This window comes from Erythrobacter sp. SD-21 (genome assembly GCF_000181515.1).
Classification (GTDB): Bacteria; Pseudomonadota; Alphaproteobacteria; order Sphingomonadales; family Sphingomonadaceae; genus Qipengyuania.
In genome coordinates this window covers 35,298-48,498 of sequence record NZ_ABCG01000007.1, presented here as the reverse complement: position 1 = coordinate 48,498, position 13,201 = coordinate 35,298, and the positions used below count along the sequence as shown (strand labels likewise).

The 13,201-nt window shown below is 59.5% G+C and carries 13 protein-coding genes; 9 read left to right on the top strand and 4 right to left on the bottom strand.

Going from position 1 to position 13,201, the window contains the following annotated elements; all coding sequences use genetic code 11:
• The first annotated feature begins 1 nt into the window (after position 1).
• Genes ED21_RS11590 through ED21_RS11580 form a run of 3 tightly spaced genes read left to right on the top strand, consistent with a single transcriptional unit; the run spans position 2 to position 3,112 of the window.
• The gene (locus ED21_RS11590; protein WP_006834096.1) at positions 2-286 is read left to right on the top strand and encodes a hypothetical protein; all 285 of its coding nucleotides are present in this window, start codon (positions 2-4) and stop codon (positions 284-286) included.
• Positions 279-2,663 carry a heavy metal translocating P-type ATPase gene (locus ED21_RS11585; RefSeq protein WP_006834095.1) on the top strand — a complete coding sequence of 795 codons (2,385 nt, stop codon included), beginning with the start codon at positions 279-281 and terminating at the stop codon, positions 2,661-2,663. The genes ED21_RS11590 and ED21_RS11585 overlap by 8 nt, the downstream gene beginning before the upstream one ends.
• Complete coding sequence (locus ED21_RS11580) at positions 2,663-3,112, top strand: hypothetical protein (protein WP_006834094.1); 450 nt, start codon at positions 2,663-2,665, stop codon at positions 3,110-3,112. The genes ED21_RS11585 and ED21_RS11580 overlap by 1 nt, the downstream gene beginning before the upstream one ends.
• A 21-nt stretch (positions 3,113-3,133) precedes the next feature.
• Here ED21_RS11580 and ED21_RS15950 read toward each other — a convergent pair whose 3' ends face one another.
• Positions 3,134-3,355 carry a GDCCVxC domain-containing (seleno)protein gene (locus ED21_RS15950; RefSeq protein ID WP_083800450.1) on the bottom strand — a complete coding sequence of 74 codons (222 nt, stop codon included), beginning with the start codon at positions 3,353-3,355 and terminating at the stop codon, positions 3,134-3,136.
• Positions 3,355-3,750 (bottom strand): hypothetical protein, encoded by a 396-nt coding sequence (locus ED21_RS11575; RefSeq protein WP_156787454.1) that lies wholly within the window; start codon positions 3,748-3,750, stop codon positions 3,355-3,357. The genes ED21_RS15950 and ED21_RS11575 overlap by 1 nt, the downstream gene beginning before the upstream one ends.
• 66 nt (positions 3,751-3,816) lie before the next feature.
• Here ED21_RS11575 and ED21_RS11570 point away from each other — a divergent pair, with 66 nt between their 5' ends.
• Positions 3,817-4,221, top strand: coding sequence for a helix-turn-helix domain-containing protein (locus tag ED21_RS11570; protein ID WP_006834092.1), 405 nt, complete (start codon positions 3,817-3,819; stop codon positions 4,219-4,221).
• Here ED21_RS11570 and ED21_RS11565 read toward each other — a convergent pair.
• Together ED21_RS11565 and ED21_RS11560 are read right to left on the bottom strand one after the other, a co-directional pair.
• The gene (locus ED21_RS11565; RefSeq protein WP_034922504.1) at positions 4,218-5,558 is read right to left on the bottom strand and encodes an NAD(P)/FAD-dependent oxidoreductase; all 1,341 of its coding nucleotides are present in this window, start codon (positions 5,556-5,558) and stop codon (positions 4,218-4,220) included. The genes ED21_RS11570 and ED21_RS11565 overlap by 4 nt on opposite strands.
• Before the next feature lie 206 nt (positions 5,559-5,764).
• Positions 5,765-7,810 carry a hypothetical protein gene (locus ED21_RS11560; protein WP_006834090.1) on the bottom strand — a complete coding sequence of 682 codons (2,046 nt, stop codon included), beginning with the start codon at positions 7,808-7,810 and terminating at the stop codon, positions 5,765-5,767.
• A 920-nt stretch (positions 7,811-8,730) separates the two neighbouring features.
• On the opposite strand from ED21_RS11560, the gene ED21_RS11555 reads away from it, so the two are divergent.
• The 5 genes from ED21_RS11555 to ED21_RS15455 all read left to right on the top strand — a co-directional run bounded on the left by ED21_RS11555 (position 8,731) and on the right by ED21_RS15455 (position 12,955).
• Positions 8,731-9,624: a 3'-5' exonuclease gene (locus ED21_RS11555; protein WP_006834089.1), complete on the top strand. Its 894-nt coding sequence runs from the start codon at positions 8,731-8,733 to the stop codon at positions 9,622-9,624.
• Positions 9,625-9,711: 87 nt separating this feature from the next.
• On the top strand, positions 9,712-10,581 hold the full coding sequence (locus tag ED21_RS11550) for a DNA polymerase III subunit epsilon (protein WP_006834088.1): 870 nt from the start codon (positions 9,712-9,714) through the stop codon (positions 10,579-10,581).
• A gap of 209 nt (positions 10,582-10,790) precedes the next feature.
• The gene (locus ED21_RS11545; protein ID WP_006834087.1) at positions 10,791-11,483 is read left to right on the top strand and encodes a hypothetical protein; all 693 of its coding nucleotides are present in this window, start codon (positions 10,791-10,793) and stop codon (positions 11,481-11,483) included.
• 2 nt (positions 11,484-11,485) lie between these two features.
• The gene (locus tag ED21_RS11540; protein ID WP_006834086.1) at positions 11,486-12,280 is read left to right on the top strand and encodes a hypothetical protein; all 795 of its coding nucleotides are present in this window, start codon (positions 11,486-11,488) and stop codon (positions 12,278-12,280) included.
• Positions 12,281-12,370: 90 nt separating this feature from the next.
• Positions 12,371-12,955 (top strand): hypothetical protein, encoded by a 585-nt coding sequence (locus ED21_RS15455; RefSeq protein ID WP_156787453.1) that lies wholly within the window; start codon positions 12,371-12,373, stop codon positions 12,953-12,955.
• The last annotated feature ends 246 nt before the right edge of the window (positions 12,956-13,201 follow it).

Here is a 13,201-nt window from a genome sequence, read left to right as displayed (position 1 = left end):
CATGACCCCCCTCTCCATATCCCGAACCATCCTGATCTGGGGCTCGACTTTCTCGGTGTTTCTGATGCTCAGCCTGGCCGCCTGCATCATTTACGGCCTGATGCTGCCCGCAGGGTTCGAGATGCACCGCGCCTGGTCGCCCTGGCTTCCGGGGTTCGAGTGGCTGACTCTCGGCGGCATTCTAGCTGGCCTCCTGTGGTGCCTGATTTACGGTTTTTGGGCCGCGGCGCTGCTCGTTCCGCTGCGCCGGCTGATGGGGCACTGGTTGGGAGACGCACATGACTGATCACGAAAACTGCTGCGAGCCCGCCAAGGCGCCCCCCGGGGCCGACGGTGTCGCGATCGATCCCGTTTGCGGGATGAGTGTCACGATCGAGGGCGCCGAGCACCGCGCCGAGCACGACAATGCCCAGCATTATTTCTGCTCATCGCGCTGCCACGATAAGTTTCGTGCAGATCCCGAACTGTACTTGTCGGGCGAGCACCTGAACGTCGTCGAGGATATGCCCGAGGGCACGATCTACACCTGTCCGATGCATCCCGAGATCCGCCAAACTGGCCCGGGCTCCTGCCCGATCTGTGGCATGGCTTTGGAACCGGAAACGGTGTCATTGGATGACGGGCCCGATCCCGAGCTTGTCGATATGCGCCGCCGCTTCTGGTGGAGCGCGCTGCTTACGCTGCCGCTCTTTGTCTATGCGATGAGCGACATGATCCCATGGCTCAGTTTCGATCAGTTGATCGAACCTGCCCGGGCGCAATGGGCGCAGTTCGTGCTCGCCACTCCGGTGGTGTTGTGGGGCGGCTGGCCATTCTTTGTCCGCGCGTGGGAGTCGCTGAAAACACGCAACCTCAACATGTTCACACTGATCGGTATCGGCGTCGGGATCGCTTATCTGTTCAGCCTGGTGGCGACCGCGATGCCCGAGCTCTTTCCGCCGGCCTTCCGTGATCATTCCGGACGGGTGGGTGTTTATTACGAAGCGGCAGCGGTCATCACCGTGCTGGTCTTGCTGGGCCAGGTATTGGAACTGAAAGCTCGCGGTTCGACGTCGAGCGCATTGCGAGCTCTGCTCGAGTTGGCACCGCCGTCAGCCGTGAAAATCTTCGGGAGCGGTGACGAGCGGGAGGTGCCGCTCGACGAGCTAGAGTCCGGCGACCGACTGCGTGTTCGCCCCGGAGATAAGGTTCCCGTGGATGGAGAGATCGAGGAAGGGTCGAGCGCGATCGACGAATCAATGGTCAGCGGGGAACCGCTTCCGGTGAAGAAGGGCGCTGGCGACACGGTGATCGGCGGGACGGTCAACCAGACCGGCGGGTTCATCATGCGGGCGACCAACGTGGGCAAGGACACCATGCTGTCCAAAATCGTCCAGATGGTGGCCGAGGCGCAGCGTAGCCGCGCACCGATACAGCGTTTGGCCGATCAAGTCGCAGGCTGGTTCGTGCCCGCCGTGGTGATGGTCGCCGTCGTCACATTTGCCGTCTGGGCGATATGGGGTCCCGCTCCCGCACTAACCTATGCACTGGTCAACGCGATCGCGGTCCTGATTATCGCGTGTCCGTGCGCATTGGGTCTTGCGACGCCGATGTCGGTGATGACCGGGACGGGTAAGGGCGCGCAGCACGGGATCCTGATCCGCAATGCCGAAGCACTGGAGACGCTGGAGAAGATTGATACGCTGGTAGTCGACAAGACCGGCACCTTGACGATGGGCAAGCCCGATCTGGTGGCGGTGAATCCTGTCGAGGGCATCGACGAAGCCGAGTTTCTTGCCGCGGTCGCCGGGGTCGAGATGGGTAGCGAGCATCCTTTGGCTCATGCGATAGTCGAGGGCGCGCGGTCACGAGGGGTGTCGCCAGCAGACGCGACCGATCTTGCCTCGACCACGGGCGAGGGTGTCGAAGCGGACGTGAACGGTCGCCGGGTCGCGATCGGGAACGAAAAGATGATGCGCCGGGTCGGGATCAGCGACGAAAGCTGGCTGGGTACGGCCGAAGCCGGACGGACGAAGGGGCAGACGGTAATGTTCGTCGCTTTTGCCGGGAAGCCCGCTGGTCTGATTGCCGTGGCGGACCCGATCAAACCCACCAGCGCAAACGCCATCGCGGCCTTGCACGCGCGCGACATTCGCGTGGTCATGCTGACCGGTGACAGCCGCGGAACTGCCGAAGCGGTCGCGCAGGAAATGGGCATTGACGAGGTTCACGCCAACGTCTCGCCCGAAGACAAGCACCGCGAGGTCGAGAGGCTGAAATCCGAAGGACGCCGGGTCGCCATGGCAGGCGACGGTATCAACGATGCCCCAGCGCTCGCAGCGGCCGATGTCGGTATTGCCATGGGAACCGGCACCGATGTCGCGATCGAAAGTGCCGGCGTAACGCTGGTGCGCGGCGATCTGACCGGCGTGGTGCAAGCTATCGTCCTGTCAAGGGCGACGATGCGCAACATTCGGCAAAACCTGTTTTTCGCCTTTGCCTACAACACGCTTGGCATCCCGGTCGCCGCAGGGGTGCTGTTCCCGGCTTTCGGGCTATTGCTGAACCCGATGATCGCGGCAGCAGCGATGAGCCTGTCGTCAGTCTCGGTGATTGCCAATGCGCTGCGACTGCGCGGTCTGCGATTATCGACCAGCGACGGCGTCGCAGAACAGCCCGCCTGATGAAAGCGGTGAAGAAACTCGATAGACCCGAAACCTGGCTGGCGATTCACGGCTACCTGATCGCGTTCCTCTGGGAAATGCTGCAGATGCCGTTCTATGCGATGGGCCGTCTCTCAGCATGGGAAACAACCATCAATTGCAGCCTCGCTTCACTCGGTGACGCGGGCATTATGGTATTTGCCTATTTCGTTGCATCATGGACCGTGAACGATCGCCATTGGCTAAGTAGCCGTAACCGAAAGCCGGTCATCGCCTTCCTTGTGACAGGATTGGTCATCACGCTGGTGGTGGAGCACTTCGCAACGGGCGCAGCTTGGGGGTGGAGATATTCTGCGAGAATGCCCACCCTTCTCGGTATCGGCATAGTGCCGATCGTAATGTGGATCGTTGTCCCTCTCATCGCGCTTGGTCTGGCATCGCGCTCCGTAGCCCACCGAATTGAACGGTAACGGTACACAATATCGGCTTTGCTATCCGCAACAGGAAGATTCGCGCCCCTCTTCTCGGGCCTCTTGGATCGGCGGGCATGGTACATCACCAAACGAGCAGAACACGCAACAATCGCCCTCAAGCGGTTTCAAGCGTACTTGGCAGTGCGGACAGGTGTAGAAAAACCAGCACGCATTTGTCGGCATGCTCTCTGTCGTGGACCGACCGCACTCGGGACAGGTAATGGTCGAACAGATCTGCATCAGGTGCCTCCAATCCACCGCATCAGCGGTTGTTCGAACAATTCCCATGAGGCCGAAATCAAGATAACAACCGTCGCAGCAATCAGGACGATCCTAGTCGTTTTGATCCGCGATGAGGCTTCGCAATTATCCATCGCGCAGCTGCGCGATATTCGTAAGTGAAACACCCAGGCGAGCGTGAGGATGATAAGGGCGGCGATGGTCAGCGGCCAATGGTAGGGGACGAGAAAGCCTAAAGCCCCCGACCCGATTCCGAAGGCTGCCAGTGCCAAAGGCAAAACGCAGCAGGCCGCGCCCGAAATCAATGCGGCCAGACCGGTGAAGGCACTGCTCACAGCGAGAACGCGCTCGCCCGGTTGCGCCGCTTCAATTTCATCAAAAACTCGGTCGGTCACGTTTGAACTCCGTTGATCCATGGCCTATTGCCACCTGTAGCTACTACAGGATCAAGGAAATTCGACATGGCAAATTGGTCGATCGGCGAACTCGCTCGAAAAACCGGGGTGCATATCGAAACCATCCGCTACTTCGAGAAGGTCGGCTTGCTTGAAACATCTGGGCGGACCGAAGGCGGACACAGGGTGTTCGGCGACAGGCATCTGCGATCGCTCAAGTTCATCAAGCGAGCACGAGAATTGGGATTCTCACCCCAAGAAGTTCGCGCGCTGCTCGATATGGGCGGCCCGGAAGACGCTTGTTGTGACGAAGTGCGCGATATCGCGGTGCACCACCTCGAAGACGTGCGCCGGAAGATAAAAGACCTCAAGCGGCTCGAGGAGCTGCTGGCCTCCACCGTCGACCGATGTTCCGGTTCGCATGTGAGCGACTGTGCAGTGATCGATATGCTGGAGGAGCCAGTCCGCTAGAGCATATAGCCGATGTCCGATGCGCCCGTCGGATATGCGAACATGGTAGTCTTAAGATCCTTCACCGTCAGCCCATGCCGGATCGCCAGGCCGAAGATGTTGATCACCTCTTCCGCATGCGGCCCGACAAGATGGGCGCCGAGGATTTTACCCGAATCGCCTTCGACCAATGTCTTGTAGCCATAAACGGGTTCGTCGACCCGTCTTGCGGTATACCAATCCGAGGCGCGACCGCACTTAACCTCAAAGCTTCGGCCCGCCTTTTTCGCCTCCTCTTCGCTCAACCCTACGCGAGCGAGGGGAGGAAGCGTGAAAGCGACGCTTGGCACCCCGATGTAGTCGGGCTTCTTGTGATTGCCCTCGATAAGGTTGGCCGCAACCACCTTCGCATCGTGGCTCGATACCGGGGTAAGCGGCGGCCCGTTGGAAGCAGCATCGCCTGCCGCATAGACTGCCGTATTGCTTTCGCTTTGCAGGAAGTCGTTCAGGCTAAGCCTGCCATTCTCGGTAGCTATTCCCGCTGCCTTGAGATCGAGTTGATCGAGGGCAGGAACCCGCCCTGCAGCATGAACGACGAGATCGGCATCGAATTGCATTGCCCTGCCGTCACCTTCGGCGTGAACGACATAGTCGTCACCTCGCTGATCTATCGCAGTCACGTCCAAATCGGTCTCCACACAAACTCCGATCCGGTCGAAGGCTTCCATCAGCCAGTCCACCAGCTCCGGCTCGAAGCCGGTCAACATTCGGGGCCCACGCTGCACCACGGTAACCTTTGCCCCTGCGCGGGCAGCGATATGGGCGAACTCGGCCGCGATGTAGCCGCCGCCGACAAGGACAATTCGCTTTGGTAAGACCGCCAGCGAGAGGAAGTCCTCGTTATCGACGAGGTGTTCTTCGCCCGGAATGTCGAGACGCCTTGGCTTGGCCCCCGTGGCGATGAGAAAATTGCTGGCGGTCAATTCTCGCTCGCCAACGCGCAGCCGATTGGAGCCGGAAAAGCTTGCGGTGCCATGCAACGTGGCGATGCCAGCCTCTTTGTATCGCTGCTCATGCTTTTCCGGCACCGGATCAGTGAAGCTGCGCTTGAAATCGATAAGTTCGGGCCAGTCTATTCGGGCTTCTCCTGCAACTCCGTGGGGAGCCATCCGTTGCTGCGCGTCGATCACTTCCACACCGGCCACTAACATTTTTTTGGGGTCACAACCTCTGAGTGCGCAAGTCCCACCAAAGGGTTTCTCATCGATAACCGCAACGCTTTTACCGGCTTTCGCTACACGCATCGCGCATACCATCGCCGCTGTTCCGGTCCCGATTACTGCCAGATCATAGTCCATATCTAAGCCTCCTGACCGACCAATGAATCTGGAGTGGCTACGGGTTTCAGAGATGATTGATTTCGCGAGATTGGGCCAACCGTCGGGCCGTTTCAGTTGCAGGTGGAGTGCCGACACAACGGTCTAACTCAAGCCCTCCAATCATTGAGGACGCGGTCCCTATTGGGCAGATCGGATCTGCGGGAAGCCGAGTTTCAGGCCGCACACTACACCCTCGGACGCCGGATTCCGGAAATTACACCCGCTCCGATATAGCCAACGAATGGCGATGAAGGGGTAAAATCAGGCATTGAACGTACAATTTTCGGAGACCAGATTCCGATATGGCTGCACTTGTCGATCGAGCCGAAATTGGCTTGACCAGACGCATCAACTACGAAGTCTGGTCCGTGGATTCCGTGGAAGAAACCGTCATCAAACAGACTGTCGAAGCCGTCTTGATGATGCCGCGCAAGCAGCACGAAGATCCAGTAGCGGGCCAAATCCTCGGCTGCTTCCCGCCGCCGCGCAGCGCCGCGCTCGGCTTGCGAAAGGAAGTGGTTTGGCACTTCGCGTGCCAGTTCGGCAAGTCGCAAATCAGCTACGCCGCGCATAGCATCTGCAAGCATGACGGCGTCGCCTTCGGGGATCACTGTGTCGGGTCTAGCCGGGGAACCAAAGGCTTTCAGTGTGCGAATATCGTCCTCTGGCCAACCCAGCGCTTCCCCATACCAGGAAAGGCGCGAATGCGGTGGAAGCATCAGCGGATGGGAAAGTCCCAGAACCTTTGACGGGCCAGTCAGCGTCGCCGCTTTCCACTGTCCTTCGCCGATCTCCATCCGGCTCAGGTCCACAGGTTCGATCGGACCTTCTTTCCCTTCGCGTGCAGTCAGGTCCGGGTGAAGGCGGAAGCCCATGAAACAGAATGGGTCTGGATCGATAGTTGGGCGCCACATTGTGAAAGGCTTATCGAATGTCGACCTTGAAAGACCTGTCGACCTTGGGAGATCGGCGGAAATGCGGCGAAGCTTGAAGTTTTCCGATGGCCTTTGATCCAGCGTGGCAGGGTCGAAAGCCACGGTCTTCGGGTCTACCGGCGGTAAAGTCTCGTCTCGTTGTTTCTCCGTCTTGTTTTCGGTGCTGCTATCGAACTCGCTGTCGCGATTATGGTCCGCTGGTGCCCTGCTGACATCATGTTCCTCGCAGAGGTTTGCACCATGACCGCGCGGCGCCCCCGCGTGAATCCACGAGTCGACCGATGCAAAAACCAGCCGTCCCATAACGTCCAAGCCGGCATCAAAATCGACCGCCCGGGTCAGGTGATCAACCCGTCGCCGGGCCTCAGCGACCATCGAATATTTCTCTTCGGACGCTTCTAGGTTCTCTACATCGGCGCAAGCCTGCGCCAGCGCGGTGCGTAGTCTTTCCTTGCAGCTGGCAAAGGAGTCATCGGCAGACCCATGGGCAGTTTCATCCTCCTTCATAGCTGAGATGAACTCGTCCTCCGTCCTTTTTGCTGCGGTGGAAAGCTCCTCCCTATCTACCTTGCCATCGGACCATTCGACCAACAGATCCCGCATCCTGTTGAACAGCCGAGAGTTGATCTGAATGTCCTTTGTCCTGACGCCTGCAGCAAAAATCATCGAATAGATCGGAAGCATAGGCTTGGGCAGCAGGTGCCTCCATTGCTCGTCCAGGGTCTGCCGCTTGACTAGCTCTTGCAGAAGCATGGAGCGCACTGCGTCATGCTCATCGACCCATCGTTCATAGCCTGCACGAGCCCTGTCATTCACGATTAGCGCACGAAGAATGTCTTCTTCGTTATCCAGCAATGAAGCGAAGTCCGGATTGTCGGTGAAGAACCTCCTGCGGTCGGTTATGTCGAGCGGCGAGCGCGTCTTGCGCGTGAAGAATAGCTTAGGATGACGGACCCTGAGATCGTCCAGCGCATGCTTGAGCCGATCTCCTACGTGCTCGGCAGTCGACATCCTTGAAGGGTCCGGCATGAGTTCGGCTATGAGTGCGAGTAGCCTCTTCGTCTCCTCGTCATCCATGTTCATGGCCTTCGCCAGTTCTTCGATCCGCCGGCGCCGGCCACGTCGTTGAGCACGCTGTTCGGAAGCGGTCATGGGGGGCGGGCCGCCCTGCGAATCCGACACGGCGGGACCGCCGTGAGCGACAGTATCGCTGCTGTCTTCAAGCCCTGCCGACTCCTTGTAATCGTCATCGTGCGGTCCGTGCTTTGGGCCGGTTTCGTCGTCATTCATCGCCATCTTCAATCTTCTTTCGCCCTCGTCCGGAGGGGGGCTTGTTTCCTATATCCAGCGGGATCCGGTGCTTGAGAGGCACGAACCAGGTCCGCAGATAGATTCTAGGATGGAATGCTCCGCAACCATAGGAGTTTGTTTTGCTTGCTATAATCGCGCAAACCACACTATTCTGCCATTCTGTCCATGTCCGGAGGGTGTCCTGCTTCCTATAGGGCAGAATTTTCGACGAGCGCGGTGCACGCTTGCTATAATGGGGACGTGATGGATCCGAACGCTCAATTCCCCGCAATTTGTCCGGAGGGGTGGTTGCTTTATATATGCAATTTGGGCGTTGGAGATAATCGCAGAACTCAGGGGTTTTTCCGTGAGCATCTGCCGGCTGCCCACCCGCGGAACTCGGCTTTTCGATGGACAATTGAGCAGAATTCGCGAGCTAGCTATCCGCTTGCTATAAATAATATTGCTACTAAGGCAAGTAACGACCTAATCAGGCATAAAAAGTGTCCTAGATTTGAGGCGCAATACCACAATAAGGGGTGCAAAATTGAACCCCTTTTTGAGGCGCAATACCTCAATAAGGGACGCACGAGTGCATGCCCTTTTTGAGGCGCAATACCACAAAGTCATATGCACTTGCGTGCAGATGACTTTGCAACGCCTTTTCGTACGTTCCGTACTGCAAGGATTAGTTCGCTTCGCTCACACGTCGTCTCGGCGCAGCCTTCCTCCTCGGGGTGCGACCGCCAGCGGTCTTGGGCGGCGTCGCAACGCCTTGGAAGAGGTGCAGACCCTGCGCTGACAGCTTCGTGCCGGAAAAGACTTTTTTTGGACCTGCCGTTTGAAACCGGCAGGGGGAGAGGAAAAGGAGAGGCGAAGAGCGCGTCTCCGCGCCTTGCCGGTTTCACCAGAACGGAGAAACCCAAATGATCGATACAGACCACCTGTCGCCAGACGCCGAAGCGCTGGCGCAGGAACTTGCAACGCATGGCGATTACCGCGTGCTGCGGCGCGTGCCGAAACCCTATCCATCGATGCCGCACATGGGACCTGTGCCCGATGGAAAATGTGTTGCCATTGTCGACACGGAGACGACGGGCCTCTCGGCCGAGACCGACGTCATCATCGAGCTTGCCATCATGCTCTGCTTTGTGGGTGATAATGGTGAGGTGATCGGACATTTCGGCCCCGTCAGCTGGCTGCAGGATCCGGGGCAAGAACTGGACCCAAAAATTACGCTGGTCACCGGTCTCGGCGCACAGCATTTGAAGAACCAGAAAATCAACGACACCGTCGCGCGGGGCCTGCTCGATCGCGCTGACTTGATCGCCGCTCACAATGCAAAATTCGACGCTGGTTTTATAGAGCGTCGCTACCCTGATCTTGCAGGTAAAGCCTGGGCCTGCTCGTGCAGCGAAATCGACTGGCTGAAATTGGGTTATGAAGGACGCTCGCAAAGCGCTCTCCTCGCCCATGCGGGGTGGTTCAGCGATGCCCATAGGGCAGCGGCAGATGTCTGGGCCTTGTTCTGGCTCCTGCAACACCGCCAACGCGATCCAGGCGGCGGGCCGATCCGCACGCATCTCGCGCGCCTGATCGAGGCTGCCGACACCCCGACGGTCATGGTCCAGGCCGAACGCGCGCCGTTCGCGAAAAAGGAACTGCTGCGCGCCCGCGGCTATCGGTGGAATCCGGACGGACCGTTCTGGCAGATCGAACTGCTGCCGGAGAAAGTCGAGCACGAACAGGCTTGGGGCTATCGCAGCGGTCTGCCGGCGATGACCACCCGGACCGTCACCGCGCACGAACGGCATCGCTGAGCGGCGACAGACGCTTTCTCAAAACCATAAATAAATCTGCGTGCGCTCGACCCTCGGGCCGATCGCGCGCGTCATAAGGAAATTACCATGAGCAACATTGTATCGCTGGATAGCGATCTCGACCGCCTGGCCCGTCAACTCGAACACGAAGCGCGGGTCCTCGTCGAACGTAAGCGTGACGGCCGGTCCAATACTTCAAAGCGCTGGATCGTGTTCGATCTGGAGTTCCTGTTCGATCGCATCCGCCATGATGCCTACACGGGCATCGAGGGCAAAGAAGCGACAGATGAGAAAATCCGCTGGCCGTTCCACCAGGTCGCCGCGATCAGCTGGATGTCGCTGGAGTTTGTCTCCGGCGAACCCGTGCCGCGGATCGAAGGTCCATGCCTTCTAACTGCGGACGACATGGACGAGCGCGCCATGGTCGCGGCGCTGTTTGCAGCAATCGAGAACGATCCCGCAGCCATCGCCACGACCTGGGGCGGAGAGGTGCGCGATCTTGCGGTCCTGCGCCGCGCCGCAGCCTCGCACGATCTCCGGCTGCCGCACCAGCTGATCGATGGCTCGCCGCACGCAAAGGCACGCCTCGACCTATGCCGTGCAAGCTGTGTGCAAGCGGATAGCGTGCACCTGCCCGAACTGGCGACAGCTGTGGGCGTACCTTCCAAGCCGAGCCCATCGGAAGAAATAGGCAAGCTATGCGAAGCAGGCGATTGGTCGAAAGTGCGCGAACAGGTGATGGCCGATGTCCTCACCACGGCCATATTGGCGGTGCGCCATCTTGCCGCTCACCGCGACATCGAATGCCATCAGGCCGATACCGTGATGGCAATCGCCGATGCTGCTGTTTCAGCAATGCCCAACAGCGCGTTTGCGCGGCGGGTTTTTGCCCCGTGGGCGAGAGGCCAGAAAGCCGCCAGCGGGCTAAAAGGCGTTGTCTACCGTGCCGCTGCCTGAACCACGCGCAATCTGCTTTTGAAATGGCAGGATCATGTAACCGGAGATGAGGAGGAAAAGGATGAATTAGCAAGCAAGAGAAGGGGGTCGGCACGCGCCCTGATTACCAACCATCGTGCCACGTAAGGTCTGCCGAAAGCGCAGATCAATCTGAAGCCGCCTGTCCATCCCGGACAAGCGGCTTTTTTCGTATCCAAAGGAATTTGAAAATGCCCAAGAAGAAATCCAGCACCGGCCGCACTGTCGCGACCGCGAAGAACATCAATCTCGCCAAATTGCCCGAGCGCATCACGATCGGCGAGCACGAGGTCAGGCCCGAGCAGCTCTACGTCATCAAGGACCGGCGACCGAGCGGCCAGGGACCGTGGTCGGACGAGCCGTTCGACAAGATCGCCTGGCGCGATGCCGAGACTGGTCTCGACTGTATTCTTCTGCGCCAGGCGTCGGGTGTGTGGGGAGGCTTCGCTGCGGTCGTGCCCGGACACCCGCTCTACGGATACCGGGAAGATGCTATTCCTGCAGCGCTCGGTCTCACGCCGCACGGCGGCATCGACTATGCCGAGGCGTGCTCGCGTGACGAGGACGAGGCGGTGCAGGTCTGCCATGTGCATCTCGGTACCCGGGCCTATATGCACGATGCACCGACGGCAGATGACCAGACAGCAGACAACGCCTGGTGGTTCGGCTTTGCGGCCGACAAACCTGGTGATCTGGTCCCGTCTGGCTCTAAGCCGGTCCTCGCGCGCGAGGAGGGAGAGGTCTACCGCGGCATCGATTACATGTACGAGGAGACCACCAAGCTGGCGCGCCAGTTGAAGGCAATCGAGGGTAGCAGCGCTCTCGACACCGATCCCGTATTGCCCCCGATTCCGCGGCGGCTCGGCAAGCCGGGAGGGCGCTGATCATGGAACAGGACATTCCTTATGAGCAGCGCCGCAACGCGGCGCTGCCCTTCGGCTATTGGTGTATCGCGGACCCGGATCGCTACCCGCATCTCATCGACGAACACGGACGACGTTGGCCGTCGCTGCGCGAGTATATTTGGTGCAGCCGTCTCGGCATGGCACGCGGCTCGAACTTCGAATTTAACGCCATGACCGAGTTCCTGCTTGCGGTGCTCGCGGCCATCGACCGGCGCGTGGTGTATATCGAGGAACAGGTGAACGACCTGTTCGCCGGCGCCTGGGACCTCGCCCGGAACTACTCAAGTTGGCTCGAAGGACACCAGCTGTCCGAGGGACTGACCGGTGACCTGACCCCGGAGGGAAGGGCAATCCTCGTTGCGCTTGCCAGCACGCGCGGCGGTGACGCAGCCCCCATTCCGATCGGTCTCCCGACAGTCGCGCCTTGGCGTGGCCTCGATGGCGGAGAGACCCTTGAAGAGCGCGAGCGGGTGTTCAAAATCAGCGAGGCGTTCGCGATTGGTCTGCCGGGCCGGTTCGTGCGCGAGCGGATTTCGCGGCGAGCCGGGATCAAGCTGATCGGCGCGCCCGAAGGCGCGAACATTCCGCTTGGCCGCGTGCTGTGGACGATGACCTTCCCCGACGAGCACGCGCGCGACCGCCTGTTCGCATGGTTGATCCATCGGATCGACCGGTGGGAAGCCTGGGCCAAGATCGCAAGCGACGATGGGGCGCAAGCCTTCACCGAGCATATCCTGCGCATTCGCTTCTCGGACGAGACCATCGATCTCGGCTGAACGGCCTTCACCGCCACTCAATATAACCAATCATGCAGCGGGCGGCATCTCCACAGATAGCCGCCCGCTGTGCTGTTCCGAGGATTTACCATGCGATACCCTTATTCAACGAACCTGCCTGAAAGGGTGATCGTTCTTTCGCTTGCGCTGCCGCCGCTGCACCACGAACCGGCAGCGCCGTTCGGGTTCGGCGCGTTCATAGTCAGCCGGCGCTGGCGCAATGATGCAGCGTTTGCCGCCCATGCCCACGGATATGGTGCGGGCTACGATCCGCGCCGTATGCGCGTTGATATCGGCAAGCTGTTCACCCCCGAAACCAAGGCGCTGATCCATATTCCAGCGCCTTCGCACTCGCCAGCAGGCAAACTTGGGCATATGCCATTGCCATCCCGGTTTCTGGCTTACGTGCCCCGGTCCGGGCTGGCAGCAAATATCCATGCTCGCATACCGCACGACCAATTGGTCAACGCAGCGAATATCGGCGTCGTTGAGATATGCGGACCGAGCGCCTCACCGCTCCAGCGGATTGGGCGGATCGGCGATGAAGCGCAGGCTGCATGGATCTTCTGGCTGCTTACGTCATGCTCGCCGCATATTCGACGTGGCTTGCTCGCTAGCTTTACCGCATGGCGGGCGTTGGAACAGGCGAGGCGGCGACAGCTAACCACATGGTAGAACGGGGCATCCGAAGGATCGCCCCCATTTTCTTGAATCCGCATTCGCCCAATCGCCGAAGAGACTGCCTACCGATGCCCGGAGCTTGAGATGAGTTTCACCTCGCTGCCTCATCCAAAGGTTCCGGAACTGGCCAAATTCGAGACCAATATCAGGATGAGCGTCGACTGGAGCGGAGCGAACATTGGTTGTTTCAGCGATATGCAGACCATTACGACCCTACTTACGATCGGCATGCCGACGGTC

Coding starts and splice junctions, on each gene's coding strand:
- ED21_RS11550 (WP_006834088.1), top strand. CDS start 9,712: ATGAGCAACATTGTATCGCTGGATAGCGATCTCGACCGCCTGGCCCGT.
- ED21_RS11585 (WP_006834095.1), top strand. CDS start 279: ATGACTGATCACGAAAACTGCTGCGAGCCCGCCAAGGCGCCCCCCGGG.
- ED21_RS11590 (WP_006834096.1), top strand. CDS start 2: ATGACCCCCCTCTCCATATCCCGAACCATCCTGATCTGGGGCTCGACT.
- ED21_RS11565 (WP_034922504.1), bottom strand. CDS start 5,558: ATGGACTATGATCTGGCAGTAATCGGGACCGGAACAGCGGCGATGGTA.
- ED21_RS15455 (WP_156787453.1), top strand. CDS start 12,371: ATGCGATACCCTTATTCAACGAACCTGCCTGAAAGGGTGATCGTTCTT.
- ED21_RS11560 (WP_006834090.1), bottom strand. CDS start 7,810: ATGGCGATGAATGACGACGAAACCGGCCCAAAGCACGGACCGCACGAT.
- ED21_RS11540 (WP_006834086.1), top strand. CDS start 11,486: ATGGAACAGGACATTCCTTATGAGCAGCGCCGCAACGCGGCGCTGCCC.
- ED21_RS15950 (WP_083800450.1), bottom strand. CDS start 3,355: ATGCAGATCTGTTCGACCATTACCTGTCCCGAGTGCGGTCGGTCCACG.
- ED21_RS11570 (WP_006834092.1), top strand. CDS start 3,817: ATGGCAAATTGGTCGATCGGCGAACTCGCTCGAAAAACCGGGGTGCAT.
- ED21_RS11545 (WP_006834087.1), top strand. CDS start 10,791: ATGCCCAAGAAGAAATCCAGCACCGGCCGCACTGTCGCGACCGCGAAG.
- ED21_RS11555 (WP_006834089.1), top strand. CDS start 8,731: ATGATCGATACAGACCACCTGTCGCCAGACGCCGAAGCGCTGGCGCAG.
- ED21_RS11580 (WP_006834094.1), top strand. CDS start 2,663: ATGAAAGCGGTGAAGAAACTCGATAGACCCGAAACCTGGCTGGCGATT.